The following is a 25974-nucleotide window of genomic DNA, read 5'->3' as shown; positions in this document are numbered from 1 at the left end:
GCAGCACGTCAACAACTTTCTGCACGACATCGTTGCGACTGCGGGGCCATCTTCCTGCGCTGCCGGGCTCGCTACTTCCGAACCTCAACAGCACCGCTTCCCTTCCTCCCGCGCCGCGTTTCCGTTAGCGCGAAAGAGGCGTGATTCTATGCATCCCCCGGCAATCGCGCAAGGGGTTTCACAAAAAATATAAGGCGCCGCACGCTGCCGCGTGCGGCGCCTTATATAGAAGCAGCCGAACCGTCAGGAGGCCGCGCGTACCTGGCGCGCGACGATCTCCATATAGTGATCGAGATCCGGTGTCACCTTGCCCTCCTCCTTCGCCGTGTCGTCCCAGCGGCGCAGGCGCAAAGCGTCCTCCGCGAACGGGCGCAGGAGGAACGCTGCCGCCTCCTCTTCACTGAAGACACCGCCCTGTAACGCCAGACTGCGCACCGAGTCCGGCGACAGGCTCTCGACGTAGCCGGCATCCGTGCGGCACAGACAGCGCTTCGCGTCGACGTGCAGCCGGATCGGCTCGAGCACCGCATCGTTGAACAACGGCCGCAGGAACGGCAGCACATAATACTGATGCAGATCGTCGATCCCGCGCGCACTCGGCGTCTCGCCCTGGCGATTCAGCAAATGGCCGAGGTCGTGCAGGAACGCCGCCGCGACCAGCGCTTCGTCCGCGCCGGACGCCTCCGCCAGCAATCCGCTCTGCAATGCATGCTCGAGCTGCGTGACCGGTTCGCCGCTATAGGCCACATGGCCATGTTCGCGATACAGCCCGTGGATCTCTTCCACCGTCAGCGCCATTCGTTTACTCCCAAGGCAGCGAAAACGTCTTCAGGTTCGTGAAGCTCTTCATCGCTTCCTGAACGCCTTCCTTGTAGCCGAGCCCCGAATCCTTGACGCCGCCGAACGGCGACAGTTCGATCCGGTATCCCGGCACTTCCCACACGTTCACCGTGCCGACGTTCAGTTCGTTCACGAACCGCACGACGGCCGCCGTGCTGTCCGTACAGACACCCGACGACAACCCGAACGCCGTCCCGTTGCTGATCCGGATCGCGTCGTCGATCGTGTCGAACGCGATGACGGGGGAGACGGGGCCGAAGGTCTCCTCACGCACGATCGTCATCGACGGATCGACGTTGTCGAGCACGGTCGGCGCGTACAGCGCGCCGCGCCGCACATTGCCGGTCAGCAGGCGCGCCCCCTGCGCGACCGCCTCGTTCACACGCGCCTCGAACAGCCGTGCCGCTGCCTCGTCGATCACCGTGCCCATTTCGTTCGCTGGATCGAATGGATCGCCGTATTTCCATGCGCGCGTCTTCTCGACGAGCAATTCGGTGAACGCGGGCGTGATCGAGCGCTGCACCAGCATCCGCTTGACGGCCGTACAGCGCTGGCCCGAATTCCGGTACGAGCCGAGCACCGCGAGCGACGCCGCGCGGTCGAGATCGGCATCGGCAAGGACGATCAGCGGATCGTTGCCGCCCAGTTCCAGCACGATGCGCCGGTAACCGGCCCGTGCGGCAATCGCCTTGCCGATCGCGACGCCGCCCGTGAACGTGATCAGCGACGCATGCGGATGCGTGACGAGTTCGTCCGCGATCTCGGCCGGATCGCCGGTCAGCACCTGCAGCATCGGCTCCGGCAGCCCCGCTTCATATAACAGGTCGGCCAGATAGAACGCCGACAGCGGCACCTTCTCCGACGGCTTCACGATCACGCGATTGTTGGTCGCGATCGCCGGCGCGACCTTGTGTGCCACCTGGTTCATCGGATGATTGAACGGCGTGATCGCGACGATCACGCCGTCGAGCGGCTGCCGCTGCGAGAACACGCGCCGTGCCTTGCCGTGGGGCGTCAGGTCGCACGAGAAACTCTGCGCATCGTCGCGCAGCGCCTCGACCGCCGCGAACTTCAGCACGTCGGCCACCCGGCCGATCTCGTAGCGCGAATCCCGTTTCGACAGCCCCGACTCGAGCGTGATCAGGTCGGACGCCTCCTCGGTGCGCTCGCGCAGCAGCGCAGCCGCACGTTCGAGAATCTGCGAACGCTCGTAGCGCGTGAGCATCGGCCGGTAGGCCATCGCGTAATCGAACGCCGCGCGCACGTCGTCGACGCTGGCGAGCGGCGCGGTGCCGACGCGTGTTCCGGTGTATGGATCCGTGACGTCGAGCGTGCGTTCGCGCATCGCGCGCGTGCCGCGCCAGCGCAATGCTTCCTCACGAAACGACGGATGATCCTGCCGCGGATGAGCCATCATGTCGCGATCCGGTTCAACACGAAATCGAACACGTCGAAGTTGCGCGGGCGACGTGCGGGATCGTCCCGCTCGATACGGCGATTGAACAGCAGCGGCACTTCCTGCTCGGACACGCCGCCATGCGAACGCAGCGGCACCGTGAGGCCCGACAGGTCGTGTTCGCGCTCGCGCGTGCCGAGCGTCATGTCGCGGCGGCCGATCACGACGAGATCGCCGATCCGGTCGGCCGGCAGTTCGAAGCGCGCGGCGGCTTCCGCGTTGTCGAGCACGAGCTCGACGCCGTCGAGGCCGCCGACGCGCCACATCGCCTCGGCCCGGTCGACACCCGGCGCGAGGTAGATCGTCGCGAACGAACCGAGCGCACCGTGGTGCACGACGTACGGATCGGTGATCGGCAGGATCACGCGCGCAGCCTGCGCGCCGTACCAGCCGTCGAAGGCATCCTGCAGATAGATCACGTTCGGCCGGCCCGTCGCCGGATCGTGCTTCGCGTTCATCCCGTGATCGGCCGTGAGGCCGATCGCCCAGCCGAGCGCGTCGAGCTGGGCGAGGTAGCCGTCCATCATCGCGTAGAACGCGTTCGCGCCGGCACTGCCCGGCGCGCACTTGTGCTGCACGTAGTCGGTGGTCGACAGGTACATCAGGTCGACCTGGCGCGTCTGCGCGAGCCGCACGCCGGCCGCGAACACGAATTCGGACAATGCCGCGCTGTACACGTCCGGCGACGGCAGGCCGACCCAGTCGAGCACGTCGACGATCCCGTTTTCCGCGAGATTGGCCTGTGCGGCCTTCTCGGCCGAAAAGCAGATGCCGTTCAGCCGCCAGCCGAGCAGCCTGCGCAGCTTGTCCTTCGCGGTCACGACGGCCACCCGTGCGCCGACGTCGGCCGCCGCCGCGAGCAGCGTGCCGGCCCGCAGATAGGCCGGGTCGTTCATCATGACTTCGGCGCCGCGCCCGCCGTCGGCGGCCGGATCCCAGAAATAGTTGCCGCAGATGCCGTGGACCGACGGCGGCACGCCGCAGACGATCGACAGGTTGTTCGGGTTGGTGAAGGTCGGCACGACGCAATCGGCGCGCCAGGCCGTGCCTTCCGCGATCATCCGGCCGATGAACGGCGCGACGCCCGCTTCCACCGCGCGTTCGAGATAGTCGTACTCGCAGCCGTCGACACAGACGACGACGGTCGGCTCGACCGGCAGCCGATAGCACCGGCCATTGACGTCGATCGAGCGTCCGGCGAGACCGGTCGACGCGCCGGCGGGCGACGCATCGCCAGGATGGCGCAACGCGAACGCGGCGTTCATGATGCCGCCCGCGCGCCGCGCGGCACGCGCGCGGCGATCAGCAGCAGCGCCGCGAGCGACGCGCCGAGCATCAGCAGCGACAACGCCGACGCCGGCAGGTAATAGCCGCGCTCCACCTGGCCGATCACGACGATCGGCACGGTCGCGAAGCCGGGCGGATAAACCGTGAGCGTCGCGCCGAGCTCGCCGAGCGACAGCGCAAAACCGAGCGCGAGGCTCGCGCGCAGCGCCGGCACGAGTTGCGGCAGCAGCACGCGGCGCAGCACCATCGCGGGCGGCGCACCCAGGCTCGCGGCTGCCTCGCGCAGCACGGTCAGCTCCGGACGCAACGCGGCGGCGGCGCAGCGATAGCAGAACGGCAGAATCAGCGCCAGTTGCACCAGCACGACGATCGCCGCCGAGCTCGACAGGTCGAGCGGCTTCTGGTGATACGCGATCAGCACCGCGAGCCCGAGCACGACGCTCGGTACGCCGTTCGGCACCATCACGAGCGCGTCGACGACCGCGCCGAGGCCGCGCCGGTCGCGCCCTTCGAGCGCGAGCGCCAGCCACAGCCCGAGGATCGTGCCGAGCGCCGATACGCCGAAGCCGATTTCGAGGCTCGTCAGCAGCGCGTCGTATTCCTGCGAGCCGAGCCGCTCGAACCAGCGCAGGCTGTAGCCGGCCGGCAGGATCGTGCCCGACCACTGCGTCGACACGCTCGACAGCGCGACGACGATTACCGGCAGCACGAACAGCCAGAAGCATGCGAATGCGGCCAGCGCGAGCGCGACGCGCGACGCATGCTTGAGCAGCGCGTCGGTCCAGCCGATCGGGTGGCGCGGCACGGCGTGCCCGATACGGAATTCAGCGGACATCGTTTCCTCCCGTCGCACGCCGGTTCACCCGGCGATAAACCGTATACAGCGCCAGCGACAACGACAACATCACGACGGCGCCGGCCGACGCGGTCGGCAGATCGAGATCGACGGTCGCGCTGCTGTAGATTGCGACCGGCAGCGTCACGAGCCGCGCGCTGCCGAGCACGAGCAGAATCCCGAATTCGTTCAGCGTCAGCAGGAAGCACAACACGGTGCCGGCGGCGATACCCGGCCACGCGATCGGAAGCACGACGCGGCGCGCGAGCATCCAGCCGGGCGCGCCGAGGCTGCGCGCGGCTTCGATCAACCGCAGGTCGAGCGTCGCGAACGACGCAAGCGTCGGCCGCACGACGAACGGCGTGTAGAACACGGTCTGTGCAAGGATCACGCCGCCGATCCCGAACAGGAAGTCGAGCGGCGGGTTCTCGAGATGGAGCAGGTGCTGCAACGCGATGCTGATCGAACCCTGCGAGCCGTACAGGAAGATCAGCGTGAACGCGACGAGGAACGACGGAAACGCGACGTACAGCTCCAGGAAGCGCGTGACGAGCGACGCGCCCGGGAACGGCCTGAAGAACAGCAGCGCAGCCAGCAGCACGCCGAGCACCGACGCGGTGCCGGCGCTCGCGAACAGGACGCCGAGCGTCGTCAGCAGCACGTTGCGCGTGTCGGGATTGCCGAAGAAAGTCCGGTACGCGGCGAAACTCAACCCGTGATCGCCCGAGACGCTCAGCAGCACGAGCTTCACCAGCGGATAGACGACAAGCGGGCCGAGCACGACGATCGCGAGCGCGGCCAGGTGCAGGTCGCCTATGCGCCTGCGGCGCCGCGCGGCGGCGGCATGCGCGGCGGCCGACGCGAGCACGTGCGGCGGCAGGCCGGTTTCAGGGCTCGATAAGGACGACATCGTCTGCCTCGCAATGCAGGGACACGCGCGCACCGCGCTCGGGGGCCGCGCCGCGGCCGCGTTGCATCGTGACGCGCACGGGCTCGTCGGGCGCCGCGTCGATCACGACCGCGATCGACAGGTCCGCGCCCTGCCATTCGACCGACGATACGGTGCCGTGCAGGCCGCCCGCCGCAGGCGGCATCACGGTCAGCCGCTCGGGACGCACGCATGCGACCTTGCCGCGCACCTCGTGGCGCGGATCGCCGAGCGGGAAGATCACGTGCGGCGGCAGCAGGTTCGCCGGGCCGAGATAGCGCGCGACGTAACCGTCGCGCGGCGCGTCGTACAACTGCTGCGGCGTGCCGAGCTGCGCGATGTGGCCGTCGCGCATCAGCAGCGCGCGATCGGACAGCACGAGCGCGTCGTCGCGGTCGTGCGTCACGCAGACAACGGTCAGGTTCGGCAAGCGCTCGTGCAACGCCTTCAGTTCGCTGCGCACCGATGCACGCAGGTTGGCGTCGAGCGCCGACAGCGGCTCGTCGAGCAGCAGCACGTCGGGCTCGATCACGAGCGCGCGGGCCAGCGCGACGCGCTGCTGCATCCCGCCCGACAGTTGCGCGGGCAGATGGTGGCCGGCATCGCCGAGTTGCACGAGCTTGAGCGCATCGGCGACGCGGCGCGTCACTTCCGACGACGCCATGCCGCGTGCGCGCAGCCCGAATGCGACGTTCTCGAACACCGACAGGTGCGGGAACAGCGCATAATTCTGGAACAGCAGACCGAGGTTGCGCTTGTGCGGCGGCGCATAGGTCAGGTCGCGTCCGGCGACGGTCAGCGTGCCGGTCAGGCCGTCGGCCTTCACGAACCCGGCGATGAAGCGCAGCAGCGTGGTCTTGCCGCAGCCGCTCTTGCCGAGCACGGTCAGAAATTCACCGGCGCCGATCGACAGCGACAGATCGTCGAGCACCGTGCGTGCGCCGTAGCGCACGCTCAGGTGTTCGATCTGCACGCCGCCCGGCGCGCCGGACCGCAGCGTCGCGTGCGGTTCGGCGGCGCCGAATGCGCCGGGATGGGTCAGGGTGGTTTCCACCGGGTTCATCCTCTTGCTCGCTGATACAGGCGGCGTGCGCCGGTCACTTCGGCTTGACGACGTCGAGCTGCTTGCCCGAGCTGCCGATCACGTCCTTCTTCCAGCGCTCGATCCACACCGGCTTCTTCGCCATCACCTGGGTCCAGTCGACCGGAATCAGCTTCACGCCCGCGATCGCCTTCTTGACCGCTTCGCCGTTCTTGCCGGCCAGCGGCACGTCGGTGCGGCCCGGGATGCCGTACATGTCCGGCACCTTCGACTGCACTTCCGTCGACATCAGGTAGTCGATCAGCTTGCGGCCGGCGTCCTGGTTCGGGCCGCTCTTGATCAGGCCGATGCCGTACGGGAGCTGGAACGTGGTCGGCTGGTCGCCGTCCTTCGCGGCCAGGAAGATCGGCTTGACGGACAGCGCGCCGTGCTCGGCGTCGTCGAGGTCCATCTGCAGGTCGCCGTTCGCGACGCTGATCTCGTTACGCGACAGCAGCACGTTCAGGTAGCCCGTGCCCTTCGTGTGGAACTTCACGCTCTGCGACAGCTTCGCGAGGTAGTCGAAGGCCTTGTCCTCGCCCATCAGCGACGTCGTCAGGATCAGCACGGCCATCCCGTCGCCGGCCGTGGCCGGGTTCGAGTACGCGACCTTGCCGGCGTAGGCCGGCGCGAGCAGGTCGGCGAACGTCTTCGGCTGGTTCTTCACGACGTCCGGGTTGATCGCGAACGAGAAGTAGTTGTTCACGAAGGTCGCCCACGTGCCGTCCTCGGCCTTCGCGATGGCCGGCACATTCTTGTAGTTCACGCTCTGGTACGGCTGCAGCAGGCCCATCTGGCCGGCTTGCTGGATGAACGGCGGCAGCGTGACGATCACGTCGGCCTTCGGGGAATTCTTCTCGATGTTCGCGCGGTTCACCACCTCGCCGCTGCCTGCCGTCACGATGTTGACCTTCACGCCTTCCTTCTTCTCGAAGGCCGGCAGCACATCGCGATAGAGGTTCTCGAGGCCGTCCGCCGTGTACAGCACGACCGCGTTTGCCGCATGCGCCGGCATCGCGGCGCCTTGCAGCAGGCCGGCGGCGCAGGCGGCCAGCGCGAGCTTGCGGAACGCGCCGGCAGCGGCGCGCGAGGGTTTCTGCAGTGTCATCTCACTTCTCCGTAGGCGGAACACCAAACGGCCGGGCACGATCCGGCTCTCCTGTCGTCTCCGGGCAGGCCGCCTGGCGGCCCGCCTCGCTGCCGCGCTCAGGCTGGGTGTCGCGCGGCAACCGAAGGATCACAGCGTTCGATGACAAACCCGTGACGAATGCCACAATTTCCAAAAAATGACACATTTTGCCACTATCATGCAAGTCATTCAGAAATGCCGTCCCGCGTTTCATTCGCCCTTTGCCGGAGATAAAAACCATGCCCGACCCGATCCTGCTCACGCCCGGCCCGCTCACCACGTCCGCCACAACACGCCACGCAATGCAACATGACTGGGGGTCGTGGGATGCCGCTTTCAATCAACTGACGGCCAGCGTCTGTGCCGACCTCGTCGCCATCGCGGGTGGCGGCGACGCGTACGTGTGCGTGCCGATGCAGGGCAGCGGCACGTTCTCGGTCGAAGCCGCGCTCGGCACGCTGGTGCCGCGCGACGGCGTCGTGCTGGTTCCCGACAACGGCGCGTATTGCGCGCGCATTCTGAAGATTCTCGGCCGGCTCGGTATCGACGCGATCGCGTTGCCGTTCGGCGAAGACGCGGCTGTCGAAGCCGCGGCCGTCGAAGCCGCGTTCGCACGCGAGCCGCGCATCACGCACGTCGCGCTCGTGCACCTGGAAACGAGCGCCGGGATCCTGAATCCGCTCGGTGCGATCGCGGCCGCGTGCCGGCGGCACGGCAAGCGGCTGATCGTCGATGCGATGAGTTCGTTCGGCGCGCTGCCGATCGCGCTGGCGGACAGCGGCATCGACGCGCTGATCTCGGCCAGCGGCAAATGCCTCGAAGGCGTGCCGGGAATGGGGTTCGCGATCGTGCGGCGCGATGCGCTCGACGCGAGCGAAGGCAACTCGCCGTCGCTCGCGCTCGATCTCCACGATCAGTACGCGTATCTGCGCAAGACCGGGCAATGGCGCTTCACGCCGCCGACGCACGTGATCGCCGCGTTGCGCGCCGCGCTCGACCAGTACCTCGCCGAAGGCGGCCAGCCGGCGCGCGGCGCCCGCTATGCGGACAACTGCCGGACGCTGGTCGAATCGATGCGCGCGCTCGGCTTCGTGCCGTTCCTCGACGCCAGCGTGCAAGCGCCGGTGATCGTCACGTTTCACGCGCCCGACCATCCGGCCTACGATTTCCGCCGCTTCTACGACGCGGTGCGCGACGCGGGCTTCATCCTGTATCCGGGCAAGCTCACGCGCCTCGAGACGTTCCGCGTCGGCTGCATCGGCGCGATCGACGCGAACGATATCCAGCGTGCGGTCGCCGCCATCGCGGCCGCGGTCGAATCGCTCGGCATCGCGATGCAGCACGCATGAAATTGCGTACGTGCCGGCCGGCCGCCGGCACGCGCAAATAAAAACGCCCGACGGCCGATCGGCCGCCGGGCGAACGCACCGAATGTGCGGGGAACCGGTCCTTACAACTCGATCCGCTTGATGTCGCCGACGACGAAGATGTACGACAGCGCGCCGACCAGCGCGATCACGCCGATGAACACGAGCGCGCCGACGAACGAGCCGGTCGACGCGACGATGACGCCGACGACGAGCGGCGTGATGATGCCGGCGAGGTTCGCCGCGAAGTTGAAGATGCCGCCCGTCACGCCGAGCAGGCCGTCCGGCGCGATGTCCGACACGAGCGTCCAGCCGAGTGCGGCCATCCCCTGCGCGAAGAACGCGACGGACATGATCGCGATCACCGCTTCGTTGCTCTGCACGTAGTTCGCGAGAATGATCGTCGACGCGAGCAGCAGGCCCGCGATGATCGGCAGCTTGCGCGCGAGGTTCGCGGACTTGCCGCGGCGCAGCAGCCAGTCGGAGAAGATTCCGCCGAACATCACGCCGACCGACGCAGCGATGAACGGCATCACCGCGAAGAAGCCGATCTTCAGCCAGCCCATGTGGCGCTCGGTTGCCAGATAGGTTGGGAACCAGGTCAGGAAGAACACGAGCGTCGAGTTGCCGGCGAACTGGCCGAGGCAGATGCCCGCGAGCTGGCGCTTCTTCAGCAGTTTGCCGGCCATCGCCCAGCTGAACTTCGGCTGCGCGGCCTTGCCGCTCTTGTCGTCGGTCTTGCGCACGCCGTGCACGAGACCGCCGCCCGCCTCGATATAGGCCAGCTCCGCCGCGTTCGCGCCCGGATGGTTACGCGGCTCGTGGTAGAGCTTCCACCAGACGAGGCCGAACGCAATGCCGACCGCGCCCACGACCCAGAACAGCGAGCGCCAGCCGAATGCGCCCATCAGCGCGAACAGCACGGGGCTGAAGAACGCGAGGCCGATGTATTCGCCGACGGTATAGGTGCCCGTCGCCATCGCGCGTTCGTTCTGCGGAAACCACGTCGCGACGACGCGGCTGTTGGTGGGGAAGCACGGCGCCTCGGTGATGCCGAGGCCGAGGCGGCACGCGAGCAGCGTCGCGACGCCCGGCACGAAGCCTTGCAGGAACGTGCACAGCGACCACAGCGTCATCGACCAGTAGTAGGTGATCTTGCTGCCGAAGCGGTCGAGGAACAGGCCGCCGGGAACCTGCATCGCCACGTACGTCCACGAAAACGCGGAGAACATGATGCCCATCACGGCCGCGTTGATGCCGAGCTCCTTGGTGAGCTGCGGCGCAGCCACGCCCAGCACGGTGCGGTCGAGATAGTTGATCATCGTGCCGATCGCGAGCAGCGCGAGGATCTTGTAGCGCGCCGACGTGCGCCGGACCGTGCCGGCCGCCTGCGCCGGCGCGGCGCTCGTGTGGGTGGTGTGCTGCATGGTCGTCTCCTGGTCTCTTTCCGTATCTATCTGTAAGGGGTCAGCGCGCGACGAGCGACTGAAAGTGATCGAACATCCGCTCGGCGTCGGGCGTGCGTCCGGTGAAGAGCTCGAACGCGTCGACGGCTTGGTACACGGCCATCCCGCCGCCCGGCAGCGTCGCGCAGCCGGCCGCGCGGGCAGCGTGGATCAGCTCGGTTTCGAGCGGGAAATACACGATGTCGGCCACCCACATGCCAGCGTGGAGCAGCTCGGCCGGCAGCGGCAGGCCCGGATGCTTGACCATGCCGGTCGGCGTTGCGTGGATCAGGCCGGTCGCGGCGCGCATCGCGGCCGCGAGATCGTTACCCGGTGCGACCCGGGCCGCGGGGAAGCGCTGCTGCAATTCGCCCGCCAGCGCGGTGGCCCGCGTGCCGTCGACATCGAAAATCGTCAGTTCGGCCGCGCCCATCTGCAGCGCCGCGTGCGCGACCGCCGCGCCCGCGCCGCCCGCGCCGAGCTGGACGACGCGTTCGAGCGACGCGTCGGGCAGCCCGCGGCGGAACGATTTCGCGAAGCCCGACCAGTCGGTGTTGTGGCCGATCCGCTTGCCGTCCTTGAACAGCACGGTGTTCACCGCGCCGAGTGCCCGCGCGTCGTCCGACAGCGCGTCGAGATGCTCGATCACGCGCTGCTTGCACGGGTGCGTGATGTTCAGCCCGTTGTAGCCCATCCGCTGCGCGGCCTCGAGCAGCTGCGGCAGCGCGTCGACGTTCACGCCCAGCACGTCGAGATCGATGCGCCGGTACACGTAGCCGAAGCCCTGGCGGAATCCCTCTTCCTCGTGCATCGCGGGCGACAGCGAACCGCCGATACCCTGGCCGATCAGGCCGATCAGAAACGACGGGCGGCTCATCGGGCGGCTCCCTGCGCGAACAGCGTCGCCAGGCGCTGCAGCGCGAACACGTAGCCTTCGGTGCCGCAGCCGCAGATCACGGCTTCGGCGATCGCCGACACATACGAATGGTGGCGAAACGCCTCGCGACGATGGACGTTCGAGATATGCACCTCGATCACCGGCTTCGCGATCGCGGACAGCGCGTCGGCCAACGCCACCGACGTATGCGTATAGGCGGCCGGGTTGATCACGATGCCGTGCGTGTCGTGACGCGCGGCATGCAGCCAGTCGATCAGTTGATGCTCGGCGTTCGACTGGCGGAACTCGATTTCCAGCCCGAGCCCTTCCGCCGCCGTGCGGCAGCGCTGCTCGAGATCGGCGAGCGTTTCCGCGCCGTAGATGTGGGGCTCGCGCGTGCCCAGCAAATTCAGATTCGGGCCGTTCAGCACCAGCACCTTGTGCTTGCTCATGTGACTTTGCTCCAGAAACGGGGGCGAATCGTGAGCCGACTCCGCCCCCTGACGTCAAGATTTGGCGCTAGTGTGCGCTTGCGCAAGCGCAATGTCTTTTCGGGTTTTCGCTAATTTGTACCATCTAGTTAGTTTGTACAATATGCATCGCTAGCCCAGTAAATTCGGGATATGGCGCCCGCGCCGAACTCAACGACTGGTTCATTCAGGGTCGGTTCGACCGGTGCCATGCCCCGCTCACCCGCAGGAATCGCCCATGCAGCGCTCGATCGCCACAGTGTCCCTGTCCGGCACGCTCGCCGAGAAGCTCGCCGCCATCCAGGCTGCGGGCTTCGATGGCGTCGAAATCTTCGAAAACGACCTCGTCTACTTCGACGGATCGCCGGCCGACGTCCGGCGCATGGCCGCCGATCTCGGCCTCGACATCGTGCTGTTCCAGCCGTTTCGCGACTTCGAGGGCGTGAGCGCGGCCCAGCTCGCGCGCAATCTCGACCGGATCAAGCGCAAGTTCGACGTGATGCATGCGCTCGGCACCGACCGCATCCTCGTCTGCAGCAGTGTGGCGGCCGATACGATCGCCGACGACGGATTGCTCGTCGACCAGCTCGGCGCGCTCGCCGAGGCCGCGCGGCAAGCCGGTGTGGTCGCCGCGTACGAAGCGCTTGCGTGGGGCCGCGTCGTGAAACGGTACGGCCACGCGTGGCAGCTCGTGAATGCGGTGAACAGCCCACACCTCGGCCTTGCGCTCGACAGCTTCCACACGCTGTCGCTCGACGATTCGCCGGACGCGATCGCCGACATCCCCGGCAACCGGATCGCGTTCGTGCAGATCGCCGACGCGCCGAAGCTCGCGATGGACGTGCTCGAATGGAGCCGCCACTACCGCTCGTTCCCGGGCCAGGGCGACTTCGACCTGGCGCGCTTCACCGCGCGCGTGATCGAGTCGGGTTATACGGGGCCGCTGTCGCTCGAGATCTTCAACGACGGTTTCCGCGCAGCGCCGACCGCGCTCACGGCCGCGGACGGCCATCGCTCGCTGCTCTACCTGGAAGACCTGACACGCGCGCGGCTCGCACAGGAGGGTCGCGCGCCGGCCGCCGGCCAGCCGCTGTTCGCACCGCCCGCGCCGCCGGCGCACGTCGGGTTCCAGTTCATCGAATTCGCGGTCGACGCGCAGGCGGCGGCAACCGTCGGCGAATGGCTCGGCCGGATGCGTTTCCGGCTCGCCGGCCGGCATCGCTCGAAGGACGTGACGCTGTTCCAGCACGGCGCCGCATCGATCGTGCTGAACGCCGAGCGCGACTCGTTCGCCGATGCGTTCTTCCAGCAGCACGGGCTGTCGCTGTGCGCGTCGGCGTTCCGCGTCGACGACGCCAAAGTGGCGTTCGAACGCGCGGCCGGCTTCGGCTACGCGCCGTTCTCGGGCCGGGTCGGGCCGAACGAACGCGTGCTGCCGAGCGTGAAGGCGCCGGACGGCAGCCTCGAATATTTCGTCGACGAAGCGCCGGATGCGCCGACGCTGTATGAATCGGACTTCGTGCTGACCGACATCGACGGACCGAGCGAAGTCGGCCCGCTGACGGGCATCGATCACGTGTGCCTCGCGCTGCCGGCCGACGCGCTCGACACGTGGATCCTGTTCTTCAAGACCGCATTCGGCTTCGAGGCCGAGCGCAGCTGGCTCGTGCCCGACCCGTACGGGCTGATGCGCAGCCGCGCGGTGCGCAGCGCCGACGGCTCGGTTCGGATCGCGCTGAACGCATCGGTCGACCGCCACACGGCCGTTGCCGAATCGCTCGACCGCTACCACGGCACCGGGCTGAACCACGTCGCGTTCCGCACGGACGACATCGTGAAGACGGTCGCCGCGTTCGCGGCCGACGGCGTGCCGTTCCTGCGCATTCCGGCCAACTACTACGACGATCTCGCCGCGCGTTACGCGTTGCCGGACGAACTGATCGACACGCTAAGCACGCACCACCTGCTCTACGACCGCGACGAACAGGGCGGCGAATTCCTGCATGCGTATACGGAACTGGTCGACAACCGCTTCTCGCTCGAGATCGTCGAGCGGCGCGGCGGGTACGACGGCTACGGCGCCGCGAATGCGGCCGTGCGGCTCGCCGCGCAGGCGCAGCGCAGGAAATAAGGAACGGACGCGAACCGGCGTTTGGGGCGCGACCGCGCTCGCACTTCGGCAGTCGACCGGACGGGCACCGCTCGCCCGCGCCATCGTGGCAAAGCGCTTCCGGCCCGCGGTCGTGCCGGAAGCCGCGCAACGTCTGACGTTACATCCGGTAACCCGTGCCGCAGTGCAGCATTGCGTCTCCCGCCACGGTTTTAAGAATCGCTTAAGTCTTCGACGGCACCATCCGCAACCAGTACCCGATGGTTATCTTGAAAAGGAGGAAAGCGATGAGCGCCGTAGAAGCACCCGCGGGCCGCCCGGCCGCGCCCCCTGCAAAGAAGACGATGCTGCGCCGCCTGCTCAGTCATCATGAAATCGCGACGTTGCTCGTGCTGCTGCATGCACCGATCGGCGCGAACGCCAAACCCGAATTGCCCGCGCTGCAGGAAGCCGGCCTCGTCGAAATGGTCAAGCTCGACCCCGATACGGCCCCGAGCTTCCGGCTGACCGAAGACGGCACGGCCGTCCTGAAAGGGCTCGGCTACCGCTGAGCCGCCGCTTTCACCCTTCCCTCTTTCCCCCTTCCCCCCTTCCCGCACGACACCGATCCCCGCGACCCGCCGGCCACGCCGGCGAGTGGCGTCACCCTGCCCGCTCCTGCAGCATCAACCGGTATTCCGTCGGCGTCACGCCGACCGTCGCCTTGAACTGGCGCGTGAACGCGCTGTGATCCGTGTAGCCGCATAGCGCCGCGACGTCGGTCACCTTGTCGTGGGTGACCAGCAGCGCGGTGGCCGCGTCGAGCCGCGTCTTCAGCAGCACCTGGCGCGGCGTCAGGTGGAACACCTTGTGGAAGTAGCGTTCGAGCTGCGCGACCGACATCCCGGCCATCTGCGCGAGCTGCTTCAGGTTCAGCGGCTGCACGTAGTGATCCTGGATGTGCTGGACCACGTCGGCGAGCCGGCTGTACGCCGGGTGCGATCCCTCGTGCGCCTTCAGGTCGCGCGAGATGCCCGCGAGGCCGACCACCCGGCCCACGGCGTCGCGCAGCGGCTCCTTGCAGGTCAGGCACCAGCCCGGCTGGCGGCCCGGATACAGGTGCAGCTCGAGCTGGTCCATCAACTGCTGGCCGGCGTTGATCGTCGCCATGTCCTGCTCGAAGTAACTCCGGCCGAAGCGGCGCGGAAACACCTCGTCGGCCGTCTTGCCGAGCAGGTCGCGCTTGTCCTTGTAGCCGCAGCGCATCGCCAGCGTGCGATTGACGAGCGCGTAGCGGCCGCTCCCGTCCTTCACGAAAAACGCGACATCCGGCAGCGCATCGAATACCGGTTCGAGCAGGCGGAAATGCGCGAGCATCGCACCGAGATCGGCGTTGTCGGGCTGGTAGCGCAATGTGTCGGACAGGCTCATGGGCGGTACGGCAAGCAAGGTCGTCATCCCGGCAACCGCGAAGCGAGTGGCAGATGGCGTCGATTATAGGAGCGCCCCTTCGATCGCGTCGCGCCGAACGCGGGGCAGGCAAGACGACGGCCGGTTGCATCGCGTGTCCCGGCCGTTTCCGTCAGTCGGCTGGACAAGTTGCGCACGCAACTACTACGCCACTACGCGGCAGTGCGCGGCCGGCAGTCGCTCCGCTTGCACCGCTGCCGCCGCAGCGCATCGACACGCCGGCGCAACGCACCCGAATCCGTCATCCTAAAAATGCCGACGGCCCGCGTCTTGGCGGGTTTGCGCATTCGCCATGACGATTTCGGCATATATCAGGGTTATCGACGATATGCCGATATCGTCGCCGGCCACGCATCGAACGCGCAAGACGCACGTATTTTCGCTATCTAGACTTAGCTTCACGGTCGCGAGACGACATCCCGCCGCTGCCGGAATCGGCACGCGCGGCCGACCGCATCCGCCGCCGCGCACGCCGATTCCGGCACAGCGCGCGCAGCACGCGACAAGCACGCACGGCCTGCACGTCGGCCTGCGGACCGATACGTCTCGCCCGGTTTACCGGCGCCGGCCCGCATGCCGGCGGCGGCCCAACCACGCCATCAAGGGGAAGTGAAAGTGAAGCTGAAGGTATCGCACGTCGCGCTGGCCGCCGCCTGCGCACTGTCGGGCGCGCACGCCGTCGCCGCCGACGTCGTCAAGATCGGTTTCGCCGCACCGCTGACCGGCCCGCAGTCGAATTACGGCACGGACATGCAGAAGGGCGTGCAGCTCGCGATCGCCGATTTCAACGCGACGCATCCGACGATCGGCGGCAAGCCGGTCACGTTCCAGCTCGACTCGCAGGACGACCAGGCCGACCCGCGCACCGGCACGACCGTCGCGCAGCGGCTGATCGACGACAACGTCCGCGGGATCATCGGCCACTTCAACTCGGGCACCAGCATCCCCGCGTCCGACCTGTACGATCGCGCGGGGCTGCCGCAGATCTCGATGGCGACGTCGCCGCAATACACGGCGCGCGGCTACAAGACGACCTACCGGCTGCTGACGAGCGACGCGCAGGCGGGCCGCATCGTCGGCACGTACGCGGTGAAGACGCTGCGCTTCAAGCGCATCGCGATCATCGACGACCGCACGGCCTACGGCCAGGGCATCGCCGACGAATTCGCGAAGGCCGTGGAAGCGGCCGGCGGCACGATCGTCAAGCGCGACTTCACGAACGACAAGGCGCTCGATTTCTCGGCGATCCTGACCAACCTGAAGGGCGTGAATCCGGACGCGGTCTTCTACGGCGGCGGCGATGCGCAATCGTCGCCGATGATCCGCAAGATGCGCCAGCTCGGGATGAAGTCGGCGTTCGTGACGGGCGAGATGTCGCGCTCGCCGACGTTCCTGAAGGTCGGCGGCGACGCGGCCGAAGGCGCGATCGTCTACATGGGCGGGCTGCCGAAGGAAAAGATGCCGGGCTTCTCCGGCTACGCCGCACACTACAAGGCGCGCTTCAACGAAGACGTGATCACGTACTCGCCGTACTCGTACGACGGAACGATCGCGCTGCTCACCGCGATGAAGGAAGCGAATTCGACCGATCCGAAGGTGTACACGCCGTACCTCGGCAAGGTGTCGATCAAGGGCGTGTCGGCCGCGAGCATCGCGTACGACCCGAAGGGCGACCTGAAGGATGCGCCTGTGACGATCTACAAGGTCGAGCGCGGCGCGTTCAAGCCGGTCGACACGATCGCCGGCAACTGATTACGCGGGCCCTGCCTCGCGCGGCGCGCCAGCGGCTCACCGGCCGCCCGCGCTGCGCGCGCTTCGGCTGCATGGTCCGAAGCCGTTCCCGGCACGCGCCCGCGTGCAGGCATTTCGCGCTCCTGTAGAATCCCCCCACCCGCTTTGACGCCTCGTCTCCGCCGTGCCCCATCCCGGTGCGGCGGCGCGTGTTGCGTGCCTCACCCGGCACGCGGCATGCTTCGACGACGCAAGCCGCGCCTTGTCAGTCCATGCCGATAGCGGGCTCTGGAGACGCAGCACCGACAACAACATTCGAAAACCGATCGTCCTGACCATGCAAGCTTCCGAATTGAGCGGCGTGCCTCGCGCCGCCGAACGCGCGCTCACGCGCAGCGACTACAAGACCCTTGGCCTTGCCGCACTCGGCGGCGCCCTCGAGTTCTACGACTTCATCATCTTCGTGTTCTTCGCGCCGGCGATAGGACAACTCTTCTTCCCGCACGACATTCCCGACTGGCTGCGCCAGTTGCAGACGTTCGGCATCTTCGCGGCCGGCTATCTCGCGCGCCCGCTCGGCGGCGTGATCATGGCGCACTTCGGCGACCTGTTCGGCCGCAAGCGGATGTTCACGCTGAGCGTGCTGATGATGTCGGTGCCGACGCTGCTGATGGGCATGCTGCCGACCTACGACACGATCGGCATCCTCGCGCCGGTGTTGCTGCTGCTGTTCCGCGTGCTGCAGGGTGCGGCGGTCGGCGGCGAAGTGCCGGGCGCGTGGGTGTTCGTGTCCGAGCACGTGCCGTCGCGCCATATCGGCTACGCGTGCGGCACGCTGACCGCGGGCCTGACGGCCGGCATCCTGCTCGGCTCGCTCGTCGCGGCCGGCATCAACAGCCGCTACTCGACGGCCGAAGTCGCCGCGTTCGCGTGGCGCATCCCGTTCCTGCTCGGCGGCGTGTTCGGGCTGTTCTCCGTGTACCTGCGCCGCTGGCTGCATGAAACGCCGGTGTTCGCCGAGATGAAGGCGAAGAAGGCGCTCGCGGCCGAGATTCCGCTGAAGGCGGTATTGCGCGACCACGGCCGCGCAGTGATCGTGTCGATGCTGCTCACGTGGATGCTGTCGGCTGCGATCGTCGTCGTGATCCTGATGACGCCCGCGCTGCTGCAGAAGCAGTTCCACCTGGCGCCGGCGACGACGCTGTTCGCGAACAGCGTCGCGACGCTGTGCCTGACGGCCGGCTGCATCACCGCGGGTTCGCTCGCGGGCTGGATCGGCGCGAAGCGCGTGCTCGGCATCGGCGGCATCGGGCTGGCCGCGTGCTACTACCTGCTGTTCGTGCAGGTCGCGGCCGATGCGTCGACGCTGCCGCTCTACTACGGGATCGCGGGCTTCATGGTCGGCACGATCGGCGCGGTGCCGTTCGTGATGGTGAAGAGCTTCCCGGCCGTCGTGCGCTTCTCGGGCATCTCGTTCTCGTACAACGTAGCGTATGCGATCTTCGGCGGCCTCACGCCGGTGATCGTGTCGCTGATGATGAAGTCGAATCCGCTCGCACCGGTCGTGTACGTCGCGGCGATCTGCGTGCTCGGCGCGATTGCCGTGCAGTTCTCGAAGGATGCGAAGGAAGTGCAGGGCACGCACTGAACGCCGGCGCCCGCGCGCCCGCCGGATGAACGAAGGGCCGAATCCCGCGCGTGCGGGATTCGGCCCTTTCGACTTGCCTGCGCGTAGCGGCGCGCGTCCGGTCAGTTCAACGCAGCACGCCGTACGACGAACTCGGCCGGCGCAACGCGTCGATGCTCGCGCCGCCGGCGCCGGTGACGAACAGCAGCAGGAACCCGCCGGAAATCGCGACGTTCTTCCAGAAGTGAATCACCATGTCGTGCTGGACGGCCGCGTTGGTCGCGTCCCAGAAATTGTGCCCGACCATCGCGGTCGCGATCGTGTAGACCGCCATCAGCAACGCGAGCGGCCGTACCTTGTAGCCGACGATCAACAGCAGGCCGCCCAGCCCCTCGATCGCGACGACGATCGGCGCGACGACCTGTTGATAGGGCACGTTCATCGTGTGCAGGTACGCGACGAAATCGCTGTAGCCGAGCAGCTTCATGATGCCGCCCCACAAGAACAACGCCGCCAGCGCCAGGCGTGCGAAAAAAATGACGCCGGAATCGACGGTACGCGTCATGCCTCTCTCCTCGTATGCAATTCGGCCGCCCGCCCGGGTGCGCCCGTGCGGTTCGGCGCCGCGCGGCCCCGGAAGGGCGCGCGGCAAATGGGCCAGCATAGAGGGTCTTTTCGCGGTGTCCAAGAAAAAGGTTGTAGCAAATCTTTACACCGCGGCGGCGGCGCCGGCAGCCCGGCGCGCTGACAAACGCGTTTAGCCCGCGTCGCTCAACAGCACGCCCTTCTTGAAGATGAAGCAGCCGTAGCCGCGCGTTTCGCCGGTGACGATCACCGCGTACGTCTGCTGCGCGCGCTCATAGAACGCGAAACGCTCGACGCCGGTAAGCGGCACTGAACGCCCTTCCGCGCGGTCGATCTCGGCCTGCACTTCGCGCTGCACGGGCGGCACCACGGCGGCATCGCCGACGACTTCCATCCGCCACGCGGGCGTGTCGACGAACGTATCGAGCGGCAGCACCGACAGCACCGCGCGCACGACGCGCGCCGAATCGGCGCCGTCGATCCGCAGCGCACGGCCGACCACCGTGTGCTCCGCGACGGATTCCGCGGGGAAATTCGCATCGCAGATCGCGATTTCGTCGCCGTGACCCATCGCGCGCAGCGTGTGCAGGATGTCGGCGTGCAGCAGCGGATCGAGATTCTTCAACATGTGGGCTAGTCTCCGGGTTCAGGAACGAATCGCATAACGTTACCCGATCCCGGCGGCCGCGGTGCATACATCGTTCAGGTCACGACGCCGCGGCCGGCATTTCGTCGATGAAACCCGTGACCGATGCGAGGCGGCCCGACGCGTCGACGGTGCCGAAGTCCGAGCCCTTCACGATCGCCGCGCCGTCGGGCGACACGAGCGCCCACGAGAATCGCAGGTGCTGGCCGAATGCGTCGACGTCGGTCGTGCGACGGAAGCGGTATGCGGGGAAACGTTGCTGCACGGCGGCGATCATCGTGTCGATGCCCGCATGGCCGTCGCCGGCCATCAGCGGATCGCGATAGGCCGCGTCGCTCGCGTACGTCGCATCGATCAGCGAGCGGCGGCGCACGACGTCGGGTTCGTTCCAGGCGTCGAAGTAGCGGTCGATCAGATCGGCGTGAACGGACGATGCGGATTGAGCGGTGTTCATGGCGAGACTCCTTGTGTCGGTGAAGGACGATGTCGCGGACGTTTCGTGTCCGCGTGCCGCTATCGTCGCCCGGCCGGCGGGGGCGGTCGATTACGCGGGAGGTAAGGAAATCGCGCCGGCCACGCGCCGCATGCGCGCGCGCAATCGCCACGTGCATCGCAACGAAAACGGGCGCCCGAAGGCGCCCGCATCGTCTTGCCGCCACCCCCGCATGCGCGTCAGGTCACCGGCGCCGGATTGAACAGCGTCAGCGCGTTCGCGAGCTTCCATTGCTCGGCCCACGTGCGGCGCTTGCCGCTGGCGACGTCGAGCATCAGCCGGAACAGTGCCCAGCCCGTGTCCTCGATCGTCGCCGCGCCAGTCGCGATCTGCCCCGCGTCGAGATCCATCAGGTCGTGCCAGCGGCGCGCGAGATCGCTGCGCGTCGCGACCTTGATCACCGGCACCTGCGCGAGGCCGTACGGCGTGCCGCGGCCGGTCGTGAAAATGTGCAGGTTCATCCCCGCCGCGAGCTGCAGCGTGCCGCAGATGAAATCGCTCGCGGGCGTCGCCGCGTACAGCAGCCCCTTTTGCCGCGCGCGATCGCCGGGGCGTACGACGCCGGCGATCGGCGCGCTGCCCGACTTCACGATCGACCCCATCGCCTTCTCGACGATGTTCGACAGGCCGCCCTTCTTGTTGCCCGGCGTCGTGTTCGCGCTGCGGTCGACGCGGCCGCGCTGCAGGTAACGGTCGTACCAGTCCATCTCGCGGATGATCGCGCGCGCGACGTCCTCGTTCGCCGCGCGCGACGTGAGCTGCGCGACGCCGTCGCGCACTTCGGTCACCTCCGAGAACATGATCGTCGCGCCCGCGCGCACCAGCAGGTCGGCCGCGAAGCCGACCGCCGGATTCGCGGTGAGCCCCGAGAACGCGTCGCTGCCGCCGCACTGCACGCCGACGACGAGATCCGACGCCGGGCAGGTTTCGCGACGGCGGCGGTTCAGCCGCTCGAGATGCGATTCGGCCATCTTCATGATCGAGTCGATCATCGAGTTGAAGCCGACGTGCGCGGCGTCCTGCAGGCACACCACGCCGCCGTTGTCCGTCGCGCCGTCGGCCGCCACCGGAATCGCGCCCGGCGGCAGCAGGCGCTCGGGCTGCAGCTTCTCGCAGCCGAGGCTCACGGTCATCACTTCGCCGCCGAAGTTCGGATTCAGGCTGATGTTGCGCAGCGTGCGGATCGGGATGTCGGCGTCGGGCGCGTCGATCGCGACGCCGCAGCCATACGTGTGTTCGAGCCCGACCACGTCGTCGACGTTCGGGTAGCGCGGCAGCAGTTCGTCCTTGATCCGCTTCACCGCATGCTCGACGACGCCCGACACGCACTGCACGGTCGTCGTGATCGCAAGGATGTTGCGCGTGCCGACCGAGCCGTCGGCATTGCGAAAGCCCTCGAACGTATAGCCTTCGAGCGGCTCGAGCGGCGGCGCGGCACGCGTGGCGAGCGGCAGGTCGTCGAGGCCCGGCGGCTCGGGCATGCGCATCGTGCGCTCGTTGACCCAGCTGCCGCGCCGCAGGTCGGTCAGCGCATAGCCGATCACCACGTTGTAGCGAACGACCGGGTCGCCGGCCGCGAGGTCGACGAGCGCAACCTTGTGCCCCTGCGGCACGCCTTCGCACAGCGTCAGCCCGTCGGCGAACGTCGCGCCTGCGGGCAAACCGCCGTCGTTGACGACGATCGCGACGTTGTCGTCCGGATGCACGCGGATGTAGAGAGGGGAAGCAGTCATGGAATTCCTGGTGCTATCTGCGATATCGTTAGTCATCATACGACATTCAACCTCAATCGACGATGCTGCGTAAACCCTTATCCGGAAAGACCCTACCCTTGACTGGCCAGCAAACCGCTTGCGCCGCTCATTCGTGCGTTGTACGATGACATACAACGACATCGCCAATATGGCTCGGATGCCGTACCGACGAACCCCGCACTCGCGCTAGACGGACGACCCAACCATGACTTCACCGCAAGAACTCAAACAGATCATCTCCCACGGCCTGCTGTCGTTTCCGCTGACGGATTTCGACGCCGACGGCAGCTTCCGCCCGTCCACCTATGCCGAGCGCCTGGAATGGCTGGCGCCGTATGGCGCGAGCGCACTGTTCGCGGCCGGCGGCACCGGCGAATTCTTCTCGCTCACGCAGCGCGAGTATTCGGACGTGATCCGCGTCGCGACGGAAACCTGCAAGGGCAAGGTGCCGATCCTCGCCGGCGCGGGCGGCGCGACGCGCGTGGCGATCGAATATGCGCAGGAAGCCGAGCGCCTCGGCGCGAGCGGCGTGCTGCTGATGCCGCACTACCTGACCGAAGCGAGCCAGGAAGGGATCGCCGAGCACGTCGAGCAGGTCTGCCGCGCGCTGAAGATCGGCGTCGTGGTGTACAACCGCGCGAATTCGAAGCTGAATGCCGACATGCTCGAGCGCCTCGCCGACCGTTGCCCGAACCTGATCGGCTTCAAGGACGGCGTCGGCGAAATCGAAAGCATGGTCACGATCCGCCGCCGCCTCGGCGATCGTTTCGCGTACCTCGGCGGCCTGCCGACGGCCGAAGTCTATGCGGCCGCGTACAAGGCGCTCGGCGTGCCGGTGTACTCGTCGGCGGTGTTCAACTTCATCCCGAAGACGGCGATGGAATTCTACGAAGCGATCGCGAAGGACGACCACGCGACGGTCGGCCGCCTGATCGACGCGTTCTTCCTGCCGTACCTGAAGATCCGCAATCGCCGCGCAGGCTACGCGGTCAGCATCGTGAAGGCGGGCGCGAAGCTCGTCGGCCACGACGCGGGCCCGGTGCGCGCCCCGCTCGTCGACCTGACCGACGCCGAAGCGGCCGAGCTCGACGTGCTGATCAAGAAGATGGGCCCGCAGTAAGCGGGATTCGCCGGCGGCGCCGGGGGCCTTCATCGGCACGGCGCGCCGGCTCCCGCACTCGTCCGTATCCGTATCACGCGATGGCCGCGCGGCTCGACGAGCCGACGCGGCCACTTCATTACATCTGTGCGATCGCGCCGATGATCCGCTGCCGCACGCTCGCGAGCGTACGCTGCGTCTCGTCGATCCCTTTGCGCGCCGCAAGCGGCCGGCCGCGCGCCGGCGACTCGGCGCTCATGATCTGTTCCAGCACGTCGCGGTCGACGACCGCATCGAAGAACCGCCCGACGGTGAACATCGCGTACTGCTTCGCGGTGGCGAGATGCGTATTGGCCTGCGTGAGCGCGTCGGCGCGCTGCGCACCGTTCGGCCCGTCGATACTGCGACGATGCTTCAGCGCGAACACCACCGCCTGCATGTCGTACTTGAAACGCTCGACGGCTCTGCCGAAGATCAACGAATGCGGATCGGAGCCCGCGACGGGCCGCCCCTGGTTGATCGTCACGTCGAATTCGCTGCCGCCCAGCTCGCGCTGCAGCGCGAACAGCGCGTCGGCCAGCACGCGCCCTTCGCTGTATTCGCCGATCTGGGTGCGAACCGATTTCGCGACGTCGCCGATCGCTTTCCACAATCCGGCCGCGAACAAGTGGTCGCCACGCTTGCTGATATTCATCGGATGGTTCCTTATTGTCTTGTGCGTTCTCTCAGGCTCGCCTGCGGGCCAGACGGCCCGCGGCTTCGCTACTGTAAGAGAAACGCGGGCAACAGGAAAGCCGACATCTCCCCCCGTCTGCGCATCACCAAGAGCACCATTTGATGTCGTTATTGAAACCAGCGGCAGCAAGCTATGGACGCGCGACCGGCGCCTGCTGGCTGCAGCGGAGCGCCTGGAACTCGTCGCCCGCCCCGCTCACTGACCGGGCGAAACCGGCACGAAAGCTCGCGTTGAATAAAAAAGGCGGCGGGGCCCGTGGGCCCCGCCGCCGTGTTTCGACGTGCCGGAACGCGTCCCTTCCGGGACGCTGCGTTCAGCGGTTACGCGACGTCACTCCGCCTTGCCGTCGCGCAGCCGCGGAATCGCCAGCGGATTGCTTTCCTGCAGCCCTTCGGGCAAGAGGTCGTCCGGGAAGTCCTGATAGCACACCGGCCGCAGGAATCGCTCGATCGCGGTCGCTCCGACCGACGTGACGGACGGGTTCGACGTGGCGGGGAACGGGCCGCCGTGCACCATCGCATCGCACACTTCGACGCCGGTTGGGTAGCCGTTGACGAGCAGGCGCCCGGCCTTGCGTTCGAGGATCGGCAGCAGCCGGCGCGCGAGCGGCTTGTCGTCGGCATCGATCTGCAGCGTGGCCGTCAACTGACCTTCGAGCGCGTCGAGCACGCGCGCGACTTCGTCGAGATCGCGGCAGCGCACGATCAGCGACGCCGGCCCGAACACCTCGTGACTGAACGCCGGCTCGGCCAGGAACGCCTGCGCGCCGACTTCGTACAGCGCGCCGCCCGCCTGGCAGTCGGTCTGCGCAGCCTCGCCCGCGCCGATTTCGCGCACGCCGGGCAGCTCGGCGAGCTTGCCGCGACCGTTGCGGTACGCATCGGCGATGCCGCGCGTGAGCATCACGCCGGCCGGCTTCTTCGCGAGCGCCTGCGCGGCGACCGTCTCGAAGCGGTCGAGATCGGGACCGTCGATCGCGAGCACGAGGCCCGGATTGGTACAGAACTGGCCGACGCCGAGCGTCAGCGAATCGACGAAGCCCGTCGCGATCGCGTCGCCGCGCGCGGCCAGCGCGGCCGGGAACAGCACGACGGGGTTGATGCTGCTCATTTCCGCATAGACGGGAATCGGCTGCGGGCGCGCGTTCGCGAGCTGCACGAGCGCCATCCCGCCCTGCCGGGAACCGGTGAAACCGACGGCCTGGATCGCCGGGTGGCTGACCAGCGCCGCGCCGGTCACGCGGCCGGGGCCGACCAGCAGCGAGAACACGCCGGCCGGCATGCCGGTTTTCGCGACCGCGGCGCGGATCGCACGGCCGACCAGCTCGGACGTGCCGAGGTGCGCTTCATGCGCCTTCACGATCACCGGGCAGCCGGCCGCGAGTGCCGACGCGGTATCGCCGCCGGCCACCGAGAACGCGAGCGGGAAATTGCTCGCGCCGAACACGGCGACGGGCCCGAGCGCGATTTTCCGCAGCCGCAGGTCCGAACGCGGCAGCGGCGTGCGGGCCGGCTGCGCGGGATCGATCGACGCGGCAAGGAAGCGCCCGTCGCGCACGACGCGCGCGAACAGCCGAAGCTGGCCGACGGTGCGGCCGCGCTCGCCCTGCAGCCGCGCGACCGGCAGGCCCGTTTCGGCATGCGCGCGTTCGATCAGCGCATCGCCGAGCGCGACGATTTCATCGGCGATCGCGTCGAGAAACGCCGCACGGGCCGCGAGCGGCTGCGTGCGGTACGCGTCGAACGCGTCGCGTGCGAGTTCGCACGCGCGGTCGACGTCGGCCTGCGTCGCGACGCCGAACGCCGGAACGTCGATCGGCGCACCCTTCGTCGGGTCGAACGCGTGCAAGGTTCCGGCCGAGCCGACCACCGCTTCGGCGCCGATCAGCATCTCTCCTGTCAGTTGCATGGGGTGTGCTCCGTGGTTCGGGAATGGATTGCTCATTGTAGCTCAACAGATACGATGTCTGCCGACGGCATCGCGCCGCCCGCGAAGGCGCCGACGATACACCCGCCAGCCTCGCGCGGCC

Annotated in this window: 24 protein-coding genes; 6 read left to right on the top strand and 18 right to left on the bottom strand. The window is 67.7% G+C overall.

Features of this window, described 5'->3' with window-relative positions; translation table 11 throughout:
• Positions 1 to 243: 243 nt before the first annotated feature.
• Genes WS89_RS20510 through WS89_RS32835 form a run of 8 tightly spaced genes read right to left on the bottom strand, consistent with a single transcriptional unit; the run spans position 244 to position 7797 of the window.
• Positions 244 to 798, bottom strand: a complete 555-nt coding sequence (locus WS89_RS20510) for a phosphonate degradation HD-domain oxygenase (RefSeq protein ID WP_059499350.1) — start codon at positions 796 to 798, stop codon at positions 244 to 246.
• Positions 799 to 802: 4 nt separating this feature from the next.
• Positions 803 to 2257 carry a phosphonoacetaldehyde dehydrogenase gene (gene phnY / locus WS89_RS20505; RefSeq protein WP_059793017.1) on the bottom strand — a complete coding sequence of 485 codons (1455 nt, stop codon included), beginning with the start codon at positions 2255 to 2257 and terminating at the stop codon, positions 803 to 805.
• A complete protein-coding gene (gene phnA / locus WS89_RS20500; protein WP_059793015.1) occupies positions 2254 to 3561 on the bottom strand; it encodes a phosphonoacetate hydrolase in 1308 nt (435 codons plus the stop codon). The genes phnY and phnA overlap by 4 nt, the downstream gene beginning before the upstream one ends.
• Positions 3558 to 4418, bottom strand: coding sequence for a 2-aminoethylphosphonate ABC transport system, membrane component PhnV (gene phnV / locus WS89_RS20495; RefSeq protein WP_059793014.1), 861 nt, complete (start codon positions 4416 to 4418; stop codon positions 3558 to 3560). The genes phnA and phnV overlap by 4 nt, the downstream gene beginning before the upstream one ends.
• Positions 4408 to 5328, bottom strand: coding sequence for a 2-aminoethylphosphonate ABC transporter permease subunit (gene phnU, locus WS89_RS20490; RefSeq protein WP_059793012.1), 921 nt, complete (start codon positions 5326 to 5328; stop codon positions 4408 to 4410). Before phnU ends, phnV begins: the two co-directional genes overlap by 11 nt.
• Positions 5306 to 6409 carry a 2-aminoethylphosphonate ABC transport system ATP-binding subunit PhnT gene (phnT, locus tag WS89_RS20485; RefSeq protein ID WP_034206097.1) on the bottom strand — a complete coding sequence of 368 codons (1104 nt, stop codon included), beginning with the start codon at positions 6407 to 6409 and terminating at the stop codon, positions 5306 to 5308. Before phnT ends, phnU begins: the two co-directional genes overlap by 23 nt.
• Positions 6410 to 6443: 34 nt before the next feature.
• On the bottom strand, positions 6444 to 7535 hold the full coding sequence (phnS, locus tag WS89_RS20480) for a 2-aminoethylphosphonate ABC transporter substrate-binding protein (RefSeq protein WP_059499355.1): 1092 nt from the start codon (positions 7533 to 7535) through the stop codon (positions 6444 to 6446).
• 1 nt (position 7536) lies between these two features.
• Positions 7537 to 7797: a hypothetical protein gene (locus WS89_RS32835; protein WP_257126940.1), complete on the bottom strand. Its 261-nt coding sequence runs from the start codon at positions 7795 to 7797 to the stop codon at positions 7537 to 7539.
• Between WS89_RS32835 and WS89_RS20475 the strand changes: the two genes are divergently transcribed.
• Positions 7796 to 8905 (top strand): 2-aminoethylphosphonate--pyruvate transaminase, encoded by a 1110-nt coding sequence (locus tag WS89_RS20475; RefSeq protein WP_059793010.1) that lies wholly within the window; start codon positions 7796 to 7798, stop codon positions 8903 to 8905. The two genes, WS89_RS32835 and WS89_RS20475, sit on opposite strands and share 2 nt — an antisense overlap.
• A 101-nt stretch (positions 8906 to 9006) precedes the next feature.
• On the opposite strand, the gene WS89_RS20470 is transcribed toward WS89_RS20475, so the two are convergent.
• The 3 genes from WS89_RS20470 to aroQ are packed head-to-tail and all read right to left on the bottom strand — an operon-like array spanning position 9007 to position 11697.
• The gene (locus WS89_RS20470) at positions 9007 to 10350 is read right to left on the bottom strand and encodes an MFS transporter (protein WP_059499357.1); all 1344 of its coding nucleotides are present in this window, start codon (positions 10348 to 10350) and stop codon (positions 9007 to 9009) included.
• 40 nt (positions 10351 to 10390) lie between these two features.
• Entirely contained in the window at positions 10391 to 11245 is an 855-nt protein-coding gene (locus WS89_RS20465) for a shikimate dehydrogenase (protein ID WP_059499358.1), read from the bottom strand.
• The gene (gene aroQ / locus WS89_RS20460) at positions 11242 to 11697 is read right to left on the bottom strand and encodes a type II 3-dehydroquinate dehydratase (RefSeq protein WP_027781502.1); all 456 of its coding nucleotides are present in this window, start codon (positions 11695 to 11697) and stop codon (positions 11242 to 11244) included. Before aroQ ends, WS89_RS20465 begins: the two co-directional genes overlap by 4 nt.
• A gap of 256 nt (positions 11698 to 11953) precedes the next feature.
• On the opposite strand from aroQ, the gene WS89_RS20455 reads away from it, so the two are divergent.
• Positions 11954 to 13846, top strand: a complete 1893-nt coding sequence (locus tag WS89_RS20455) for a bifunctional sugar phosphate isomerase/epimerase/4-hydroxyphenylpyruvate dioxygenase family protein (RefSeq protein WP_059793008.1) — start codon at positions 11954 to 11956, stop codon at positions 13844 to 13846.
• Between the two features lie 266 nt (positions 13847 to 14112).
• A complete protein-coding gene (locus WS89_RS20450) occupies positions 14113 to 14376 on the top strand; it encodes a hypothetical protein (RefSeq protein WP_006489463.1) in 264 nt (87 codons plus the stop codon).
• Positions 14377 to 14467: 91 nt separating this feature from the next.
• On the opposite strand, the gene WS89_RS20445 is transcribed toward WS89_RS20450, so the two are convergent.
• Complete coding sequence (locus WS89_RS20445) at positions 14468 to 15262, bottom strand: AraC family transcriptional regulator (RefSeq protein WP_059793006.1); 795 nt, start codon at positions 15260 to 15262, stop codon at positions 14468 to 14470.
• Positions 15263 to 15847: 585 nt separating this feature from the next.
• Here WS89_RS20445 and WS89_RS20440 point away from each other — a divergent pair.
• Together WS89_RS20440 and WS89_RS20435 are read left to right on the top strand one after the other, a co-directional pair.
• A complete protein-coding gene (locus WS89_RS20440) occupies positions 15848 to 17026 on the top strand; it encodes a branched-chain amino acid ABC transporter substrate-binding protein (protein WP_059793005.1) in 1179 nt (392 codons plus the stop codon).
• 316 nt (positions 17027 to 17342) lie between these two features.
• Positions 17343 to 18653: an MFS transporter gene (locus tag WS89_RS20435; RefSeq protein ID WP_059793003.1), complete on the top strand. Its 1311-nt coding sequence runs from the start codon at positions 17343 to 17345 to the stop codon at positions 18651 to 18653.
• A 106-nt stretch (positions 18654 to 18759) separates the two neighbouring features.
• On the opposite strand, the gene WS89_RS20430 is transcribed toward WS89_RS20435, so the two are convergent.
• The 4 genes from WS89_RS20430 to garD form a co-directional block, all read right to left on the bottom strand.
• Positions 18760 to 19197, bottom strand: coding sequence for a DoxX family protein (locus WS89_RS20430; protein ID WP_059499363.1), 438 nt, complete (start codon positions 19195 to 19197; stop codon positions 18760 to 18762).
• Between the two features lie 192 nt (positions 19198 to 19389).
• Positions 19390 to 19845, bottom strand: a complete 456-nt coding sequence (locus tag WS89_RS20425) for an RbsD/FucU family protein (RefSeq protein WP_059499364.1) — start codon at positions 19843 to 19845, stop codon at positions 19390 to 19392.
• A gap of 79 nt (positions 19846 to 19924) precedes the next feature.
• Positions 19925 to 20317, bottom strand: a complete 393-nt coding sequence (locus WS89_RS20420; RefSeq protein ID WP_059793001.1) for a nuclear transport factor 2 family protein — start codon at positions 20315 to 20317, stop codon at positions 19925 to 19927.
• Between the two features lie 218 nt (positions 20318 to 20535).
• Positions 20536 to 22089 (bottom strand): galactarate dehydratase, encoded by a 1554-nt coding sequence (gene garD / locus WS89_RS20415; RefSeq protein ID WP_059792999.1) that lies wholly within the window; start codon positions 22087 to 22089, stop codon positions 20536 to 20538.
• A 226-nt stretch (positions 22090 to 22315) separates the two neighbouring features.
• On the opposite strand from garD, the gene kdgD reads away from it, so the two are divergent.
• Complete coding sequence (gene kdgD / locus WS89_RS20410) at positions 22316 to 23230, top strand: 5-dehydro-4-deoxyglucarate dehydratase (protein WP_059499367.1); 915 nt, start codon at positions 22316 to 22318, stop codon at positions 23228 to 23230.
• Between the two features lie 118 nt (positions 23231 to 23348).
• Here kdgD and WS89_RS20405 read toward each other — a convergent pair whose 3' ends face one another.
• Positions 23349 to 23903 carry a hypothetical protein gene (locus WS89_RS20405; protein WP_059792997.1) on the bottom strand — a complete coding sequence of 185 codons (555 nt, stop codon included), beginning with the start codon at positions 23901 to 23903 and terminating at the stop codon, positions 23349 to 23351.
• Positions 23904 to 24275: 372 nt separating this feature from the next.
• The gene (locus WS89_RS20400; RefSeq protein ID WP_059792996.1) at positions 24276 to 25853 is read right to left on the bottom strand and encodes an aldehyde dehydrogenase (NADP(+)); all 1578 of its coding nucleotides are present in this window, start codon (positions 25851 to 25853) and stop codon (positions 24276 to 24278) included.
• Between the last annotated feature and the right edge of the window lie 121 nt (positions 25854 to 25974).

This window comes from Burkholderia sp. MSMB1072 (assembly GCF_001524725.1).
In the GTDB taxonomy this organism is placed as follows: domain Bacteria; phylum Pseudomonadota; class Gammaproteobacteria; order Burkholderiales; family Burkholderiaceae; genus Burkholderia.
This window is presented reverse-complemented; position numbering and strand designations above follow the sequence as displayed.